We start from the raw sequence: 17,826 nt of genomic DNA, 5'->3' as shown, positions 1-17,826 counted from the left end.
AATAAAAAGCAAATATCCATAACAAAAGTGCATTATGTACAACCTAGCCACCAACCTTGAACGCAACGCCGAATTCCGTGGTCATGACACCGCACTGATTTTCAATGATGAGAGCCTGAATTACCGCACGCTAAACACACTGGTTAACCGTGTGGCCAACCACCTTGTTGCGCTTGGCATTCAACCTGATGACAAAGTCGCGATTTCTTGCCCGAACACACCTGCCTTTGTGATTGGCTATTACGCCATTCAAAAAGTGGGCGCAGTGACCGTTCCTCTGAATATCATGCTAAAAGGGCCGGAAGTGGCCTATCACCTTGCCGATTCTGATGCTGTCGCATTGATCAGTTTTGAAGGGAACTGCACCCTGCCCTCTGGCGAGTTCTGCTACGAAGGCTTTAGCGAAACACCAAGTTGCCAGCACTTTATTACCATTGAATCAGGTGCGAACTCACCACTGCCCGCTGATGCGCATCGCTTCAATCAATGGCTGGAAACGGATCAAGACCACTTTGACGCCGTGTACCGCCATGCAGAAGATACCTGTGTGATTTTGTATACGTCCGGTACCACAGGTCGAGCAAAAGGCGCCGAACTGAGCCAAAGTAACATGCTATGTAATGCGCAGGCTTGTCAGGCTCTGACCAATCAAAAAGGCACCGATGTCAGTATCGCGATCCTGCCGCTGTTCCATACCTTCGGTCAGTCACTGATCATGAACACCTCCATCTTGGCGGGTAGCGCACTGGTACTGATCCCACGTTTTGTCCCTAAAAACGTGATGCAGCAAATGCAAAAGCATAAAGTCACCCACCTTGCCGGTGTGCCGACCATGTTCATCGGCTTGCTGGCATTTGCGGAAAAACACGGCGCAGAATACATTGACGATATCGCCGCTAACCTGAAGGTGGCCATTTCTGGCGGCGCATCGATGCCGGTCGAGATCCTCAAACAGTTTGAAACCAAACTGAATGTACCGGTGATTGAAGGCTACGGCTTGTCAGAATCCTCACCGGTTGCCGCCTTTAACCATCTGGAATACGAACGTAAACCTGGCAGTATTGGTCAGCCACTGCCCGGCGTGACCATGAAAGTGGTGGATGACAAAGGCCGGGAAGTGCCACGCGGTAAAGAAGGCGAACTGTTGATCCGTGGCCACAATGTCATGAAAGGTTACTACAAGAAACCGGAAGAAACGGCAGTGACAGTCGTTGATGGCTGGTTACACACCGGTGATATCGTGCGCATGGATGAAGACGGCTATGTCTTCGTGGTCGATCGCCTGAAAGAAGTGATCATCCGTGGCGGTTTCAATATCTACCCGCGTGATATTGAAGAAACCTTCATGACCCACCCTGACGTGCACATGGTCGCGGTGATTGGTATTCCACACAAAACCTATGGTGAAGAAGCCAAAGCCTTTGTGTTACTAAAAGACGGCGCCCAGACCACAGCCAAAGAATTGGTGACTTGGGGTAAAGCGCGTTTGGCCGATTATAAATACCCGCGTTTGATTGATATTGTCACCGATCTTCCGATGACAGCAACAGGCAAGATCCTGAAACGCTTGCTGAAATAATCTCATACAGCAAAGTCACACATACCAAGGCCAGCCTGTTTCGCACCGGCTGGCCTTTTGGCATAACCGCCCAAATACTGCTAACTTCATACTGAATGCGCTCACAGAACATTGAGGTATGGATTTGCAGGTACGATTTATGCAGCAGAACCTGACGCAACAGGGCTTGATAGAACAAGACCTGACGTCACTGCGCGTAGCACTATGGCTTCTCACGCGCCTGACCCGCATTCGACGCCCCTTCAGAAGCTTATCAATATTATTAACATTACTGTTTGCGTCTCACACGCAAGCGGCCCCCAGCCCAGACTTCCACCAGTGCAATAAAACCTTTACGTACCAACTGTTTTTTAATGGCCTGAAAATCGGCCAACTGAGTCGCACGCTGCGCTGGCAAGGTGAACAAGCGCAAGTCAGTGCTTTTAGCAGTATTAATGTGCTGGCGACCAAAACTCGCTTTCGTCAACGCAGCCAAATTTACTGGTCACCGGAACAACAATCCTTTCTGTCTAAAGGCTTTTCGCGCCAAGTTGAAGGGCTACTCGCGGGGGACACCGAGGCCACATTCAGTGACAACGGCAAACGTTCAACGGTGTCACAAGATGGCACGATTCTGGAGTTTTCCAGCGCCTCTCAACCCTTGCTCGACAGTGATGCCGTCGGCAGCCAAATGCGTCTCGCGCTCATTCAAGGAAAAACCCAATTCAACTACAAATTGCAAGACACAGATGAAGTGAACCACTACTACTTTCAAGTAAAAGGAAAGGAAACCATCAACTCAAATTTTGGAAAAATTTCGGCGATCCGCGTCGAACAAGTGAGGAAAAGTGACAGGAAGTTAGTGATGTGGTTTTCGCCGGATGTGGATTACCAATTGGTTCGCGCCACCTATCAACGCAAAATTTTAGATGTGAAAGCCGTGATGCTGAGCAAGAAAATCACCTGCCCAGCGGGTGTGACGTTAACAACAAAAAACACCCGCTCGCCGTGACCCTTTCTTTTACGATCAAGGTCATTTCATCGTGACTTTGCCGCCAATCATTTTAAGCGCAGGGGCACCTCGGATCAGCGTATCGCGCGCAAATTGCACCTCACACTGCGGGCAGACCCCTTCTTGTATCGTGAAGTCTTTGACAATACGCTCTTTAAAGCACTTCACTAATGCGCCCTTGCCGCCTTTGCGGTATTTATACAAGGGCGTTTTACACCCCGCACAGGCGATATCCACCGTTTTGGTTGGGCCTTTTTTATTCGGTTTTGCCATGTTCTATTTCTGTTGTCTGACTTGCGCTAAAAGTCGATCGATTTGCGTAATATGGGCAGACTCGACACCTGCATGGTTACCATATTTGGGCTGATGACGATCATTTTCTAACGGATAATGCCAGCCTTGTGTCGTCTCGACAAATTCTCGGGCAAATTGCTCTGAGATCGATAAGCAACCGGCCATTACGGTATCCACATAAGTTTGCATAATCGGCCATACCGAACACGGTGGCGTCAATGAGGTGCGGGTGTACACCCAAATTGGCCGTTGTGGCTCAAAATCAACGTCAACGTTGCACTGTGCCACCACCTGTGACGGATCTAACTGCACACGTTCATACCCTCGCTCACGCTGATCAAAACACGCCAATCCTGCGTCATCCACCTGAACCAGTACGCCATTACATTGCCCGTCCCCTAATGCGGCCACCAACGGCGCAATCTGATAGTTACCATTCACTTTCCCCCAATGGCGCTGCAACCCCTCTACTGTCGCCGGAATCGCACCTCGCGTTTGTCCTGTCAACTGACGTGAATGGTGGTTGATCAAACTGCCATAGCCAAAAATATACATCGGTATCGATTCTCCTTATCTATTCTCTTACATGGACTAAAACGGTAAGCCAAAAAAACGGGAAAACTGTCGCCATTCCTCGCTCAATACCGCTAAGTCCCCTTGAATAAACTGCACTGAGGTTCCCGGTGCAGCTTGTGCCAAACGGGCGATGTCCACCCGTGCGACACACCCTAATTTCGGGTAGCCTCCCAAGGTTTGTCGATCATTAAGCAACACAATCGGTTGCCCATCCGGCGGAATTTGAATCGCCCCGAGCGCAATCCCTTCTGAAATGATCCCGTCAATCTCCGCCTGTATCGCCGGGCCACTTAAACGGCACCCCATGCGATCCGTCTCCTGACTCACCGTATAACGGCTGGCATAAAAACGAGCTTTTTCCGCCGCTTGAAAGGCGGCAGCTTGATACGATTCAATCACACGCAACGTTATCGGTTGTGAATAATCCGGAATAAAACGGCTGGGTGTTTGACGGTGACGGGAAAGCATCGTGGGATCAGGGCAGGCATAGGCAAATGGAACCCGATCGCCAGTTATCAACGGTTGCCCGTGCGATAAACCACCCAACTGATTACGTACTACCGTTGCACAGCTGCCCAACACATCAGGAGCCAGGAACCCGCCTTGTACCGCCAAATAGGCCCGTAAGCCATGTCGGGCACCGCCCAGTTTCAAGGTTTGCCCCGCACGCATAAACACACATTGCCATGATTCCATCGGGATATCATCTAACAAGGGTTGCATCGGCGCGCCCGTCAACGCCAGGGTACAATCTTCAACGGCGATGAATTGCGCCATACCCAAGGTAATTTCAATCACGGCCGCTGATGCTATGTTCCCCACCAAATAATTGGCCCAGCAGGCGGCATGTAAGTCCACCGCACCGCCCTGACTGAGGCCCTGCTCGGCCACGCCCAACCGCCCCAGATCTTGTAACAATGACAACATCCCCGGATGCTGCACCACTAACGCGGCCATAACTCACCTCCTTGCTGTAAGAACTGCTCGCGATTAATCGGGGTAAATTGCACCGTATCCCCGACAGAAAACGGCGTCATGGGCGTGGCATCCGGTGAAAATAACTCTACTGGGCAATTACCAATAATTTGCCAACCGCCCGGTGAAGCATTGGGGTAGACCGCCGTTTGTTGATTCGCAATCCCCACACTGCCCGCTGGTACCTGTTGGCGAGGTGTCACTTGGCGAGGCATGGCGATACGGGCATCGACAGACGCTAAAAACGCGAACCCCGGCGCAAAGCCAATCGCACACACGGTATAAGTTTGTCCGCTGTGTATAGCGATCACCTCTTCGACGGATAACCCCGCATGTTCAGCAACAGCCTGTAAATCCGGCCCCACATCACGACCGTAATACACCGGCAAAGTGATCCGATTACCGTTTGCCTGTGTGGAAGCGTTGCCTTTCTGATACGTTAAGGAATACGCCTCGATCGCCAACGCTAACTGTGCATAGGTCAATTGATTGGGATGGTATTGCACCAAAACAGAAGTATAAGACGGGATCACTTCGATGATCCCAGGCTCAGGAAAACCATGAAGAAACGCGACTAAATCACGGATAACAGGCGTCAAAGCGAGATCGATCACTTCGCCCACGTAGATCATCAAATGTGTTTCAGAGACAGGCTGAATCGTCACCATACATGCGCCCTCAACCCCGAGCCATGGCACGAATATCATCATGCAAGGTTTTGACCATCGGAATCGACTCTTCGTTATCACCATGTACGCAGACCGTATCGACCTGCAACGGCAAGACATGCCCAGATACCGTGATCACCTGCCCCTTGGCGAGGTGCGCCACTTGTTGCCGGATCTGCGCCGGATCGTGATACACCGCATTCGGCTCGCTTCTTGCCACCAGCAAACCCTGATCGTCGTACGCACGATCCGCGAAAGCTTCAAATAATAACGGCACGCCAGCGGCTTCAGCCCACTGTTGGTATTGGGTATTGTCCACCCGCGCTAAAATCATCAATGCCAATGGCGTTTCACGCTGCTGATTCAAGCCTGACACTGCCGCCAAAATGGCTTGAAAGATCACAGGCGTTTTCATCATATCGTTATAGAGTGCACCATGGGGTTTCACATAACTCACGTGGGCGCCCTGTAACTGGCACAGCGCCTCTAACGCCCCGACCTGATAAGCCACCAATGCGGAAATTGATTCAGAAGAGTGCGGAATACTGCGGCGACCAAACCCGATCTTATCGTCGTAACCCGGGTGTGCGCCGATCTCAACATGCCGAGATACCGCCAGCGCAATCGTAGCAACCATGTTGTCGGGATCCGACGCATGAAAGCCACAGGCAATATTGGCCATATCTACCCAAGGCATCACTGCCGCATCATTACCCATCGACCAGCAACCAAAGCTTTCGCCCATATCACAATTGAGTTTCATCACGCATCCTTGTTGATTCATCGCTCGACGTTTATTCGCTTATCTTCACCCTATACCGGCAATGCTACCTGTGCAATCTTTCACCTCTCACCTTAACAATACGAAATAACTTCCTTTGCATATCGTATAGAAAAACAGACAACCTCACGCCTATCGATATAAATGAGTGATATTTGACTCAACACACACTTAGCCATAAATGCGTCTTGGCGATACAAATGAATAATAAAGAATATATTCTCAACCTGTATTTATCGGTTTATTTTCTTACGCAAAATAATTGTGCGCACGCCAACAATTTCAATTATTTCATGTCTATATCGCATTCCAATTATTTCGATTGATGTCACAATAAAACCAACAAGGAGCCCCTTGTAATTCATTATTTTTTAAAGGAAAGCATGGGGCAAAGTGTGCATTTACAGCCCTTATCGGTTGTTCGTGAGTAAAATGAATGAAATTGTCCGTTGTACAAAGAACCGTTGCCGGTTTTACATTGATGTTTGTATTGATGGCCTTGCTGAGCAGCGTCAGCCTATTCAATGCCCAATCCCTACAAAATAAAGTTGAACACATTACTGAACAAACCACCCCAATGGTGGTAGCTTCAGGCAGTCTGATCACGCAATTAATGCAAACCAGTTTGCTGATCAATACCTTCCATGATGATCCGGCTCAGCAGAACCGTGTGAATAAAACCTTTTCTGCTCAGAAACAAGCCTTTTTCCAAACGTTGCAACAGGCGCAGAATACCCAAATTACTGCCCGTGAACGTCAACAGCTAGAGGCGATTTCACAAGCCTCAACCCGTTATTTTGATCAAGCGGCATCTTTGATTGCGCTTCAACAGCAATCCAATACCTTGATCGCCCAGCGTGAGGCGCTGGATCTGCAATTCTTGCGTTTGGAAGATACCTACCTTTGGGCGGCCAATCTGCTGTTGCAAAAAGCTTCGGTAAAACGCTCCCTGCACAACCGCGCAGAATTGATCACCAGTGGTATTGCCCGCGACTTGAAATCACTACGTCGTGCCAACCAAAGCACAGACCTTGAACAGTTACGTAACGTACTTGCAAAAGACATCGAAATTGCTTTTAAACGCTTGGCGCTCATTGCGGTTGAAGAGGATGTTAAAGCCCGCTATTCCCGAAACTTAAAGAAAGTGGAATCACTGACATTGGGTGCGAACGGTTTGCTGGATGTGCTGCAACAACAGCAGGTCATTAACGCACAGCTACAATCTGAGCGTCAGCGTACTCAGCAAGAATCCACCACCATTCAACAACTGCTGGAAAACTACGCCCAGCATGCACAGGTACTGACGCAGACCAGTCGTGCCGATGCGGATGCGGCAGTCAGCAAAGCGTTCATGTATGTGTTTGTGATGATTGCTATCGCTGGCGTGATCAGCCTGTGGGTGGGCATCACCACCACACGCAGCATCCAAAAGCCGCTGACATTGATCAACACCATGCTGGATAAAATGGCTGACGGTGACATGCGTAACCGTGCCAACTACCACGCTGACGATGAATTCGGTGAGCTGAGCCGCTCGATGGACAAGCTGGCCGACATCATGTCACACACACTTGGCAAGTTTGGTGAAGGGGCGACTCATCTCTTAGATGAAGCCAACCGTGCTGCGGTAGTCAGCGATACCGCCATGTCACGAGTAGAAGATCAAAAAGCCCGTACCGATCAGGTTGCGGCGGCCATTTCAGAAATGGAAGTGAGCGCGAAAGAGATCTCCCGCTCAACCGAATTAACCGTGGCTGAAGTGGAAAACACCAACCAAGCCGCGAACGATGGCCGTACTCAGGTTTCTCGCAGCCGCCAGTTAACCGAACAGCTGTCTGGCAACATTGATGAAGCGGTATCCAACACCCAGCAATTGAACCAATACTCCAACAACATTGGTTCTATTTTGCATGTGATCCAAGACATCGCTGAGCAAACCAACCTGCTGGCCCTGAACGCAGCCATTGAAGCAGCACGCGCGGGCGATCATGGTCGTGGTTTTGCCGTGGTTGCTGATGAAGTGCGTGCCCTGGCGACTCGCACACAGCAGTCGACGGAAGAAATTCAGCAAATGATCACCAACCTGCAGGGCAATGCCACCCGCATGGTCGACACCATGGGCACCAGCCAAAAACAGATGGAAGACTGTTTGAATCAAACCCGTCTGACGGATGACATTCTGCAAGACATTGCTACCCGCATGCAGGCTATCCAGAAGATGACGGTCCAAGTCGCCCATGCCACCGAAGAGCAAATCAAGGTGTGTCATGACGTGGCGGAGCACATCAATGGCATCGCCCACGTGGCCTTTGAAGCCGAAAAAGGCGCGCGCGACTCTGCCGCCAGCAGTGAATCACTGGCGGGCTTGGCGCAAGAGCAACAAAACCTGATTTCAAACTTCCGTGTGTAAGAGTGTCTGCATGAAAAAGTTAACTTTAGCTTCATTAACCGCTGCCCTGCTGACGCTGACGTCTGCCGCACAAGCTCAGCAACGTGTTGTGATTGAATCCTGGCGTGCAGATAACGCGATTTGGAATGAAAAAATCATTCCTGCGTTTAACAAGCACTACCCTGACATCAAGGTCGATTATGTCTCACCGTCAGATGCGGATATCGCCGAATGGAACGCCAATCCGGTCGGCTATTTGAAAAACCGTATCGAATCCGGCCAAGCGGGTGACTTGCTGGCCTGTCGCCCGTTCGATGGGGCATTGCCATTGTTCAAGCAAGGGTTACTGAAAGAAGTAACCGAAATGGAAGGGATTGAAAACTTCCCAAGCTTTGCACTGGCGCCGTGGCAAACCGACTCTGGCGCACAAACGTTCTGTTTGCCAATGGCCTCCGTGATCCATGGTTTCTTCTACAACAAAGACATATTCAAAGAACTGGGCGTGAATGAGCCTGTCACCAATGCAGATTTCTACTGGGTGTTGGAAAAAGCCAAACGCGCCGGTTACGTGCCATTGGCGATGGGTCTGAAAGACCGCTGGGAAACCGATGCGCTGGCCTTCCAGAATATCGGCCCGACTTATTGGAAAGGTGAAGATGGCCGTGGCGCCCTGATTGATGGCACAGAGCGCATTGACAGCAAACCTTATCAGGATACTTTCCGCACCTTAGCGAAGTGGTCGAACTACATGGGTGACAATGCGGATCAACGGGGCTACGGCGATTCCCGTGCCCTGTTCGCCGACGGCAAAGCGGCAGTGTTCCCGGCTGGCTCGTGGGATATCCTCACCTTCCAAGGCAAACTGAACATGGGGGCTTTCCCGCCACCGGTGGAGAAAAAAGGCGATGCCTGTTACTTCAGTGATCACACTGACTTAGGCATGGGGATCAATGCTAAAGCGAAGAACCCGGAAGCAGCGGAAATTTTCCTGACCTGGATGACCTCATCCGAATTTGCAGAGATCTTAACCAACGAGATTTCTGGCTTTTTCTCGCTATCTAACCATTTCTTTGATGTGAAAGATCCGGTCGCGCAAGAAATGATGAGCTGGCGTGAGCAGTGTGATTCAACGATCCGCAGTTCCAGCCAAATCCTCTCTCGTGGCAAACCAAACTTTGAACAAGAGATCTGGACCACCAGCGTCGCGGTGATGAAAGGTGAGATGACACCGGCACAAGCGACATCACGTCTGCAAAACGGTTTAAATCGCTGGTATGCACCGCAACAACAGAGCAAAGCCAACGCACAAGGCGAGAACTGTAACTGTACGCCAGTGCTGTAGCCCTACCTCTCTCACGGTACTAAAACCGTTCCTATACAGATGAAACCGGCTTCGGCCGGTTTTTTTATGGCGTGTCCGTCGGGCTCGCCTGACGACACTCAGAATCAACGGCCTTGGCTAAGGTTGGAAAACGGTATTGACCGTGCATCGTCTGTACACACTCTTTGGCTTCTTCCAACGTCATGCCCATACACGTCACATACACTGGTTTTTGACTTTGTCCTCGGTATACTTCGCAGGCTTCAGGCGTGTCTGCAAAACGGTTCTTTGCAATGCCGATCACCGGTATGCATTCACCTAATGTGCGATAAAGATATGCACCTAAACCGTCACGCTGCGTTTGCCCGAGCGTCACATAGCCATCAATCACAATCGTTGTCGGCCTAGGAGTGACAGTTTCTATCAACGCGAGCAAACACGGTAATTCACGCTTGTAAAACTGACCAGGCTGGTAAGGCGCGACTTTCTCCACTGTCACTGTATGGGTAGCGATTCGGTGATCGGATTGCCAATCTGCAAACACAATCCCCGCCACCACTGCGTATTCTTTCGGCTCTGGTGAATGACCCTCTGTATCAATATCACTCGACGCGCTGATACGGTAATCCACATCAATGATCAAATGCACGGCAACTCTCCTTTTGCATGACATTTCCATGAGCGTTGGATCGCTCTACAAAGCCTTGGGCAGACCAATGCGTCGACGATAGGCAGGAATTCACAGTGACACAAGCCGTCTTAAACAACACACGACAAAACAAATGAAAAATGCGATCAGGAAGGAAGATAAGCAGAAAATGAGGATACAAAAAAGGCCCACAAGTTACCTTGTGAGCCTTCAATGAGATGGTGCCCCGGGCCGGACTTGAACCGGCACAACGCGAACGTCGAGGGATTTTAAATCCCTTGTGTCTACCAATTTCACCACCAGGGCACGCAATGCGTTACGGTGCCTGAATGAAACACCATCTGATACCACTCTATTGAGCCATATCTTTAATTTGGAGCGACGCGACCAGCTTGGGCACGAGGTTCCTCGTGTTCGGTCACATCATCCATCAATTTGGAGCGACACACGAGGTTCGAACTCGTGACCTCAACCTTGGCAAGGTTGCGCTCTACCAACTGAGCTAGTGTCGCAAATGGAGGCGCGTCCCGGAGTCGAACCGAGGTCCACGGATTTGCAATCCGCTGCATAGCCACTCTGCCAACGCGCCTTCGTACCAATCAGCGTTCTCCGCTGCGGTATGCGTTGCATTCTACGGAAAGCACGCAGTGAGTCAACCAATAATTTCAATAAAAATAATCAATTGCCTGATATCTGTACAATCTATTCTCTCTGCACACGCTTTGCTGCAAAATCCGGCTTCGCGTTCACGTCCAGCCTTCAAAATTCGTGCATCAGAGGAGGCGATGCGTGTCTGGCACATTAAGACAAAACGCCTTTCATGGCTTCCAAGGGAATAATAGCCCCTTCATGCTGTAACACCAACGCAGCCAATTGATGGCCTAACTCTGCCGCTGCGGTTGCACTGCTGCCAGCAAGCCGCCCTGCCAGGTATCCGGCCGCAAAAGCATCCCCTGATGCTGTGCTATCGATAACCGTCTTAACATGCTGTGCAGCCACCTGTGTAATATGTGGCTGACTCGACTGCAACCCGGTCGCCACGATACACGGGGCACTCCCCCGCTTGATCACCACTTCATCACAGCCAAATTGCTGGCAACGGCCAACACTGTCTCCTTCTCCCCAGATGCGTAACTCATCTTGCTCCGTTAATAAGGCGATATCGACAAACGGTAACACCTGGCTATACCAGTATTGGGCTTGTTTAGCGGTCCAGAGTTGTGGCCGAAAGTTATTATCAAATATCACTTTGCCACCCTGCTGGTGATGCTTCTCTACCAGCGTCACTAATACCGCTTTCGCTTCTTCCGCTAAAATCGCCAAACTGATCCCGCTGATATAAAGCACATCTATCTCTCGACGCTCAATCGCTTGCTCCAAGGGCGACTGAAAATCGGCAAAATAGAATTTAGCGGCACTGTCATTACGCCAATAATGGTAATGCCGTCTCCCGCTGGGTTCGGTTTCGACCAAATAGAGGCCGGGCAATTTATGGGGTAACTGACGTACCATTCGCGTATCGATCTGCTCGTTCTGCCACGACGTCAACATATCCTGACTGATGGTATCGACACCCAGCGCCGTAGCATAACAAACCTCGATGCCCCGAGGCCGCCCTAACCGCGCCAAATACAATGCCGTATTGAGCGTATCCCCCCCAAACGTACGTTGCAGAGGCTGGCCGCTGAGTTCCACCATACATTCACCAAAACACGCAATCTTCACCACGCTGCCCCCTCTATATATTGGCTTTCTCTTTAAAGCGTAATGGAAGATAGCAGGCTTATCTCACCACAAAGGTCTGCATTTCAGCGACTTTTAGCGAATTATGTTGCCCGTTAGTGATAATCGGCCATTTATGAATTCCCTTTGTGTGTAGGTCGCTTTTCCTCTCTTCTGTGTCGAACTATGCGCTCAATTTTTCACCTATAATCACGAGTCAACCATAACCCATTTCACAGGCTTTAGCGGTGAAAAAACCAACACTTTATATGCCATTGATGCCTATTAATTCGTACGTGCCGAATAAGTGACCAAGGAGAACGTTTCCTGAATTCTGTTAACATTTTTTCATTGCCAACCACGGCCAAAGGTGTATCATCCGTGCCACTCGTTTTCCCGTGCCACAAAGGATATAAGCATGGATGTGACTTATCTTATCGAAGGTATACTATTTGGCTTAATCATCTTATTGATCGGCTTGGCGGGTGGCGCATTTTTCACCATGGCAACCCTAAAAAGTACAGATGAAAAAAGCGCAACAGAGTCACGTATTGAATTTGGATTCTATGGGGTAGCGAGCCTGATTTTTGCGGGTTTATTGACCGGCATTATCAGCTAATCGCCTATAAAAATGGAGCCTCGCGCTCCATTTTTTCTTTTCAAGCTTTCCATATTAAGCAGCAAAAAAGCCTGACTTTCTTGGCAGCCTTTCACCCGATTGCTGATTTTATGCTCGCTTTCTTTTCGCGCACCTCTCTGGCGCGCAACACCTAGCCGTTTATTAAAACGGGAAATTCTCCCACTGCCTATTTACAGCACGCGTATTTACTTATATGTTGTGGACATTGCTCGCTACTCACTTGAATAACTATGCTTACTTCAAATTTCTCACATCGCTGCTCTTTTGCTTCTGCGCCTCAGGCGTTGAGCGAAAATGCGTTGTTGCGCGCAATGAATACCATTATTTCTGTCGTCGTCCTAGTCATCGTTATCTAGGCTGGCGGCTATTTCCGTCAGCCATGCTGACGGAGACAACCTTCCTTTTTTCTTCCAGCATTCTGACGGTCCAAACACAACATACCCCGTAAGCATAACGGGTATAGAATAAGGACTTGTCCAATGAAAACCAGCGACATACTCGCCATCGGCTTAATGACCTTCGCCATGTTCCTTGGTGCAGGCAACATTATCTTTCCACCGTTTCTGGGCCTAGAGGCTGGGCAACATTTACTCCCTGCAATGGGCGGGTTCTTGATCACGGCTGTCGGTCTGCCAGCGTTAACCCTGGTGGTTTTCGGTCGCCTGAATGACAGCAAGCTGCTGACCCATCCACTACCTGCAGGGGTCGCAACGGCAATGTGGGTCGCGATCCTAACGGCTGTTGGTCCGGCTTTCAGTATGCCGCGCGCCGTCACCGTCGCATATGAAATGGGTATTGCGCCGTTTGTCAGTGATAACTGCCTGCCTTTGTTTTCATTTCTTTTCTGCTTGGTGACATTGATCTTAGCGTTTCGTCCCGGAAAACTGGTGGATTACATTGGTAAAGTGATGACACCGATGCTTATCATTTTGCTGGCGATTTTGGCGATTTACGCCATGGTGTCACCGCTAGCACTTCCCCCCGCTCCTCAGTCGCATTTTATTGACAGCGCCCTAACACAAGGTCTGGTACAAGGTTACATGACCATGGATGCCATCGCCGCCGTCGGATTTGGTTGGGTGGTGATCAAAACTATCCATGACAAAGGCGTAACACAAACCAAAGCCGTGAGCCGCATTACCTGCAAAGTCGCCCTCATTTATGCGGTACTGATGGGTGCTTGCTATATTGCATTAGGCTACGTGGGGGCCACCTCCGCGCCGATTGCTGAAGGCGTGACAAACGGGGGCGAATTGCTAACACGTTATGTGGCACATACCTTTGGTGATTATGGTCAATGGCTATTGGCCGCGATTATTATCATGGCTTGTTTAACGACAACCGTGGGTTTAACCAATGCGTGTACCGAGTACTACGAGCAAACGTTCAATGTGCCATTTCGCCGCAGTGCGACCATTGTGATCATCGCGACCGGTTTGATTGCGAATATCGGCCTGAACCAAATTCTTGCAGTCAGCTTACCTGCTATTTTGATTTTGTGTCCGGTCGCCATTGCGCTGGTACTGACGGCTTTCGTGTACCCTGGTGATAAACGTTACAGTGCCATCTACGTGACCACATTGTTTACCGCATTCGCATTCGGCAGCATTGATGCCATCAGCATTCTGGGCATGATGCCCGTATCGATGGACCACTTTTTTGAACAATGGCTGCCACTATACAGTGCTCATGCAACTTGGTTGTTACCTTGCTTAAGCATCTTACTGTTTTGCGCCTTACCGATGTATCGTCAGCAAGCTAATTCTGCGGTGTCGACGCAGTCATAAGCCATTTCGCTAACACTACGCCAGCGGCCTTGCTGCTGGCGTTATTCCTTTTTTGTTTCATTACCCTGCTACTTTCGTCGCCTCCCCTTTCACTCCTAATTGCCGCATCTTTCCAGCCCTCGCCTTTCAACATACCAGCGGTCATTTCACAACTTTTTCAACGGCCTAAAAGCGTCAAAAACAAAATAAAAGTGCAACAACTGACGCATCCATCACTGTCAAATGTGATATGACTCGATACACGATTTACCCGTTTTCAATATCTGTATCCTGTTCAAGCACGTTGAAAACAGTCGTGATAAATTGCGCGCTAATTAACAGTATCCCCAAGCGTTTTCCATTGAAAAGACAGTGCCTTCTTTTATTTTCACTTGTGCAGGAGCATGTATGAAAATCGTTTTTTCATTCCTCATCACTCTCTTTATCTTAACCGGTTGCACCAGCTCGCTGATCGCTAACCAATATTTAATTCAATCTCCGATGACTATCGAAACGTCGGAATTCAATAGCTACCTCATTGGTCACACCAATAAAGGCAGCTTTAATGTCTACAAAGTCGACACCTTAAAACAGACTGAGACAGTCACCCATCAATATTTCATTAATGCCGATGGTTCCATTTTTAATCCGGCATGGGTTAATACACAACAAGATAATCCGTCAACAAAATCACGCAGTTGATCCTTTCACTTTCTTATATTGAGTCTGTTATGAAATCATCCTTATCACTCATGATCTTTACCAGCCTTATCGCCCTGAGTCCCTCCGCACTGGCTGACAAGGCGTCGCCTCAACCACTACAAGCATGGGTTGGGCATTACAGTTGCTCTCTGACTCAGTTTGATGGATTGGGTGAGAAATACACCTACCCCGACTTTCGCTGTGAAATCAGTCAACAAGGTGATAGCTACACCTTAGAAAAAACCAGCGGATCACAGCGTTTTCGAGGGAAAATCACGGCCAATGAGAATGGCTTTAGTTTTAATGGCATCTTCTTTTGCCCATGGGGTGAATGTACCAGCGATCTGACTGGCGTTTATACCTACAATGGAAATAACCAATTCACCGGCGAAATCCATGCACCTAGTGAACCTCATGACTACCAAATCGTTAACTTAAAAAAACTCTAAAAATAATACCGATAAACGTATTGAGGCACCTCAATACGTTTATTTATCTTTATTTCTCATTCGCCACTCTACCATTGCTCCCTTACCCCTCACTTCGCAGTCTTATGTCTTACACGTATTACATAAAACATTTTAAGATGATGATTTGACGGGAAATTAAATTGACACTTTTTATAACTACCTTGTCATAACCTTTATTGTTAGCATCCGTCCCGTTGTCATTCTAGCTTGGCTAAAAACCTTTCCCGCGTGAATGCGCACCATTATTTTTCACACGATTTAATAATTCCTCCGTGTCAAGATGGTAGCATGGGTGTGATTGTTGAAGATACGCGCTATAACACCTACACCAATGAAACCTTAATGCTCGGTGTGGGTTACACCTTTGATTCTGGTTTTGCGCTGGAATACCATCACAGCTTTAATGAAGATGCTGGCTTAAATGTCAATGTGTCGACCCTACTGATTGGTTACATGTGGTAATCAGGTAGACCAGTCATGAAAGAAGGTTTCATATGGAAAATACTCTGGTACAAATGAAACCTTGTAAAATACCATTTACTTTTATATTAAAATATAGAACCTAGTTACTTTTATAAATTCAATCTTCATTTTATTATAAAACATTCACAAGTAAACAGCAGGCATTAATTCCAATAAATTGTGAATTTTCAAAAATTCCTACCACAAAAATTAAAGATCAACAGTCATAATCGGTGAAAAAAATCAAATCAAAAATTTCAAATCAACTTAATAAATATTATTCAACTAGATAATCATATCAAACAAGAATGTAGTATTTTATCTTCTAATTATAACGATCAATAATATTAAATAAAACATCATCACTTTATGGAGTAAATTCGTCATGAAAAAACAATCAAGCCCTTACTTAATGATTGCATTGTCAATTATATCAGGGTGTAACTCGAGTGATAACACAGATGAAAAACATACTATCAACTACTGCGAAAATGCAGTACTTCCAGATGGAACAATAAAAAAAATCGTTAAGAAGCAGCTCAGTGATGGCGGTATCGCATATGGTTATGAGCATGAGGGAAAATTCATCTTACACCGTCAGTGCAATGACCTTCCTACTATCGAAAACAAAATAAAACTCGGTACAATAAGAGCTTGGTATCAGCATGGCAATTATTATCGGGATAATGACAAACCTAATACTATCGTAGTCAACTACGATGTTTATTCTGGAACTTCATACAGAACAGAAGAATGGCGAAGCGGATCATGGTATTATCTTAGCTATCCATATGATGGAAATGGGATTAATAATGGTATTAACCCTGATGAGTTGACTTATTCTGTAAGAAAAAATGATAAGCCAAATTACATATCAGGATCTGCTGATAGTCTTGGTAACTTATTGGATATATACACTCAAGCTTGGAGACTTGATTACGATACTCTTCATCGGCTGAATGCTCCAGCCCAAATCTATTATTCCACGAATGGAGAGACTGTTCATATCGTCTGGGAAAACAATGGTAAACGTCTAAAAGAAAAAGATATTTCCAGCTGTCAGTGGTATATTGATTCGGATAACGTTACTTTTACTCTAACAGAACCATTGACCCCAGATACTTTCACCTGTAACAATGAAGATTTACATGATGCACAATACCTTAAATGGACAGAGTATGAAGTAGAGGAAATACCGATCTCAGAACATACATATACACAACTACAATCTGTTGGCATCGAAAAATCTGAAGCTCAAATAATGTGTCGAGGTAACGAAAATTTTACTATCGATTGCTCAACTCAATTAATTGACTCAAGTGGTAATTTTGGATTTTCTTTAAATGCTCACAATCAACACTCTTATGAAGTTATAACTAATGAGTTTCGTCAGTTAATATCACCTGCACAAGTTTCAATTTCTTTTAACGAAAATAACAATCATTTGTCATTTTCAATTTATCAAAATATCACATGGAATAGTAATTATGATAGTTATCAGTGCACTTTAGAGCAAATTGAATACAACTCTTGTACTCCTGCAGGAATGACCTTGAATGACCTTGACGACAATGAAATATTCACTCTTGATACTCAAACACATTATACTAATAGCTCTTATAACTTATTCATCAACACTAATGAGGTTGAACAATTTCCATCACAAGAGATCTATACTGCTAACTTTAAAACAGCATATCATCCAATAGTTAACGGTGAAATAATTGATCTTGGTAAGGAAGTAGCAATCAACAATGAAAATAAAAGATTTATGGCGGAAGGATTAAAACATGCCATGCGCATTCATGAACTCATAAATAATTAACAAAAGGGCGTCCCTG

Annotated in this window: 17 protein-coding genes and 3 tRNA genes; 10 read left to right on the top strand and 10 right to left on the bottom strand. The window is 47.4% G+C overall.

What is annotated here, in order from left to right; translation table 11 throughout:
- Positions 1-34: 34 nt before the first annotated feature.
- Positions 35-1,579 (top strand): long-chain-fatty-acid--CoA ligase, encoded by a 1,545-nt coding sequence (locus ABT58_RS00750; RefSeq protein WP_047872429.1) that lies wholly within the window; start codon positions 35-37, stop codon positions 1,577-1,579.
- A 139-nt stretch (positions 1,580-1,718) separates the two neighbouring features.
- A complete protein-coding gene (locus ABT58_RS00745) occupies positions 1,719-2,570 on the top strand; it encodes a DUF3108 domain-containing protein (protein ID WP_229821737.1) in 852 nt (283 codons plus the stop codon).
- 21 nt (positions 2,571-2,591) lie between these two features.
- Here the strand turns inward: ABT58_RS00745 and ABT58_RS00740 are convergent, their stop codons facing one another.
- The 5 genes from ABT58_RS00740 to ABT58_RS00720 are packed head-to-tail and all read right to left on the bottom strand — an operon-like array spanning position 2,592 to position 5,846.
- Positions 2,592-2,843 carry a hypothetical protein gene (locus ABT58_RS00740; protein ID WP_047872428.1) on the bottom strand — a complete coding sequence of 84 codons (252 nt, stop codon included), beginning with the start codon at positions 2,841-2,843 and terminating at the stop codon, positions 2,592-2,594.
- Positions 2,844-2,846: 3 nt separating this feature from the next.
- The gene (locus ABT58_RS00735) at positions 2,847-3,419 is read right to left on the bottom strand and encodes a gamma-glutamylcyclotransferase family protein (RefSeq protein WP_047872427.1); all 573 of its coding nucleotides are present in this window, start codon (positions 3,417-3,419) and stop codon (positions 2,847-2,849) included.
- A gap of 36 nt (positions 3,420-3,455) precedes the next feature.
- Positions 3,456-4,397, bottom strand: coding sequence for a 5-oxoprolinase subunit C family protein (locus ABT58_RS00730; protein ID WP_047872426.1), 942 nt, complete (start codon positions 4,395-4,397; stop codon positions 3,456-3,458).
- Positions 4,385-5,083 (bottom strand): 5-oxoprolinase subunit PxpB, encoded by a 699-nt coding sequence (gene pxpB / locus ABT58_RS00725; RefSeq protein WP_047872425.1) that lies wholly within the window; start codon positions 5,081-5,083, stop codon positions 4,385-4,387. The genes ABT58_RS00730 and pxpB overlap by 13 nt, the downstream gene beginning before the upstream one ends.
- Before the next feature lie 10 nt (positions 5,084-5,093).
- A complete protein-coding gene (locus ABT58_RS00720; RefSeq protein ID WP_047872424.1) occupies positions 5,094-5,846 on the bottom strand; it encodes a 5-oxoprolinase subunit PxpA in 753 nt (250 codons plus the stop codon).
- Positions 5,847-6,300: 454 nt separating this feature from the next.
- Between ABT58_RS00720 and ABT58_RS00715 the strand changes: the two genes are divergently transcribed.
- A complete protein-coding gene (locus ABT58_RS00715) occupies positions 6,301-8,274 on the top strand; it encodes a HAMP domain-containing methyl-accepting chemotaxis protein (RefSeq protein WP_047872423.1) in 1,974 nt (657 codons plus the stop codon).
- 10 nt (positions 8,275-8,284) lie between these two features.
- On the top strand, positions 8,285-9,595 hold the full coding sequence (locus ABT58_RS00710) for an ABC transporter substrate-binding protein (protein WP_047872422.1): 1,311 nt from the start codon (positions 8,285-8,287) through the stop codon (positions 9,593-9,595).
- 64 nt (positions 9,596-9,659) lie between these two features.
- Here ABT58_RS00710 and ABT58_RS00705 read toward each other — a convergent pair whose 3' ends face one another.
- The 5 genes from ABT58_RS00705 to ABT58_RS00685 all read right to left on the bottom strand — a co-directional run bounded on the left by ABT58_RS00705 (position 9,660) and on the right by ABT58_RS00685 (position 11,948).
- Entirely contained in the window at positions 9,660-10,223 is a 564-nt protein-coding gene (locus ABT58_RS00705; protein WP_205625298.1) for an endonuclease V, read from the bottom strand.
- 219 nt (positions 10,224-10,442) lie between these two features.
- Positions 10,443-10,529, bottom strand: a tRNA-Leu gene (locus tag ABT58_RS00700).
- A gap of 130 nt (positions 10,530-10,659) precedes the next feature.
- Positions 10,660-10,735: transfer RNA gene (locus ABT58_RS00695), tRNA-Gly, on the bottom strand.
- Between the two features lie 3 nt (positions 10,736-10,738).
- A tRNA-Cys gene (locus ABT58_RS00690) sits at positions 10,739-10,812 on the bottom strand.
- A gap of 212 nt (positions 10,813-11,024) precedes the next feature.
- On the bottom strand, positions 11,025-11,948 hold the full coding sequence (locus ABT58_RS00685) for a sugar kinase (RefSeq protein ID WP_047872504.1): 924 nt from the start codon (positions 11,946-11,948) through the stop codon (positions 11,025-11,027).
- 415 nt (positions 11,949-12,363) lie between these two features.
- Between ABT58_RS00685 and ABT58_RS00680 the strand changes: the two genes are divergently transcribed.
- The 6 genes from ABT58_RS00680 (at position 12,364) to ABT58_RS00660 (ending at position 17,810) form a co-directional block, all read left to right on the top strand.
- Positions 12,364-12,564, top strand: coding sequence for a hypothetical protein (locus ABT58_RS00680; RefSeq protein ID WP_047872421.1), 201 nt, complete (start codon positions 12,364-12,366; stop codon positions 12,562-12,564).
- Positions 12,565-13,064: 500 nt separating this feature from the next.
- Positions 13,065-14,372: a branched-chain amino acid transport system II carrier protein gene (brnQ, locus tag ABT58_RS00675; RefSeq protein WP_047872420.1), complete on the top strand. Its 1,308-nt coding sequence runs from the start codon at positions 13,065-13,067 to the stop codon at positions 14,370-14,372.
- 387 nt (positions 14,373-14,759) lie between these two features.
- Complete coding sequence (locus ABT58_RS00670; RefSeq protein WP_047872419.1) at positions 14,760-15,053, top strand: hypothetical protein; 294 nt, start codon at positions 14,760-14,762, stop codon at positions 15,051-15,053.
- A gap of 29 nt (positions 15,054-15,082) precedes the next feature.
- The gene (locus ABT58_RS00665) at positions 15,083-15,502 is read left to right on the top strand and encodes a DUF4893 domain-containing protein (RefSeq protein WP_047872418.1); all 420 of its coding nucleotides are present in this window, start codon (positions 15,083-15,085) and stop codon (positions 15,500-15,502) included.
- Between the two features lie 309 nt (positions 15,503-15,811).
- A complete protein-coding gene (locus ABT58_RS23905) occupies positions 15,812-15,985 on the top strand; it encodes a hypothetical protein (RefSeq protein WP_156168801.1) in 174 nt (57 codons plus the stop codon).
- Between the two features lie 385 nt (positions 15,986-16,370).
- Positions 16,371-17,810: a hypothetical protein gene (locus tag ABT58_RS00660; protein ID WP_047872417.1), complete on the top strand. Its 1,440-nt coding sequence runs from the start codon at positions 16,371-16,373 to the stop codon at positions 17,808-17,810.
- The last annotated feature ends 16 nt before the right edge of the window (positions 17,811-17,826 follow it).

It is taken from the genome of Photobacterium aphoticum (assembly GCF_001029435.1).
GTDB lineage: Bacteria > Pseudomonadota > Gammaproteobacteria > Enterobacterales > Vibrionaceae > Photobacterium > Photobacterium aphoticum.
The sequence above is the reverse complement of the archived record's forward strand: the minus strand, read 5'-3'. Positions and strand labels throughout refer to the sequence as shown.

Excerpts from the sequence above, each read along its gene's own strand:
- ABT58_RS00750 (WP_047872429.1), top strand. The coding sequence starts at position 35 with ATGTACAACCTAGCCACCAACCTTGAACGCAACGCCGAATTCCGTGGT.
- ABT58_RS00745 (WP_229821737.1), top strand. The coding sequence starts at position 1,719 with ATGCAGCAGAACCTGACGCAACAGGGCTTGATAGAACAAGACCTGACG.
- ABT58_RS00740 (WP_047872428.1), bottom strand. The coding sequence starts at position 2,843 with ATGGCAAAACCGAATAAAAAAGGCCCAACCAAAACGGTGGATATCGCC.
- ABT58_RS00735 (WP_047872427.1), bottom strand. The coding sequence starts at position 3,419 with ATGTATATTTTTGGCTATGGCAGTTTGATCAACCACCATTCACGTCAG.
- ABT58_RS00730 (WP_047872426.1), bottom strand. The coding sequence starts at position 4,397 with ATGGCCGCGTTAGTGGTGCAGCATCCGGGGATGTTGTCATTGTTACAA.
- pxpB (WP_047872425.1), bottom strand. The coding sequence starts at position 5,083 with ATGGTGACGATTCAGCCTGTCTCTGAAACACATTTGATGATCTACGTG.
- ABT58_RS00720 (WP_047872424.1), bottom strand. The coding sequence starts at position 5,846 with ATGAAACTCAATTGTGATATGGGCGAAAGCTTTGGTTGCTGGTCGATG.
- ABT58_RS00715 (WP_047872423.1), top strand. The coding sequence starts at position 6,301 with ATGAAATTGTCCGTTGTACAAAGAACCGTTGCCGGTTTTACATTGATG.
- ABT58_RS00710 (WP_047872422.1), top strand. The coding sequence starts at position 8,285 with ATGAAAAAGTTAACTTTAGCTTCATTAACCGCTGCCCTGCTGACGCTG.
- ABT58_RS00680 (WP_047872421.1), top strand. The coding sequence starts at position 12,364 with ATGGATGTGACTTATCTTATCGAAGGTATACTATTTGGCTTAATCATC.
- brnQ (WP_047872420.1), top strand. The coding sequence starts at position 13,065 with ATGAAAACCAGCGACATACTCGCCATCGGCTTAATGACCTTCGCCATG.
- ABT58_RS00670 (WP_047872419.1), top strand. The coding sequence starts at position 14,760 with ATGAAAATCGTTTTTTCATTCCTCATCACTCTCTTTATCTTAACCGGT.
- ABT58_RS00665 (WP_047872418.1), top strand. The coding sequence starts at position 15,083 with ATGAAATCATCCTTATCACTCATGATCTTTACCAGCCTTATCGCCCTG.
- ABT58_RS23905 (WP_156168801.1), top strand. The coding sequence starts at position 15,812 with ATGGGTGTGATTGTTGAAGATACGCGCTATAACACCTACACCAATGAA.
- ABT58_RS00660 (WP_047872417.1), top strand. The coding sequence starts at position 16,371 with ATGAAAAAACAATCAAGCCCTTACTTAATGATTGCATTGTCAATTATA.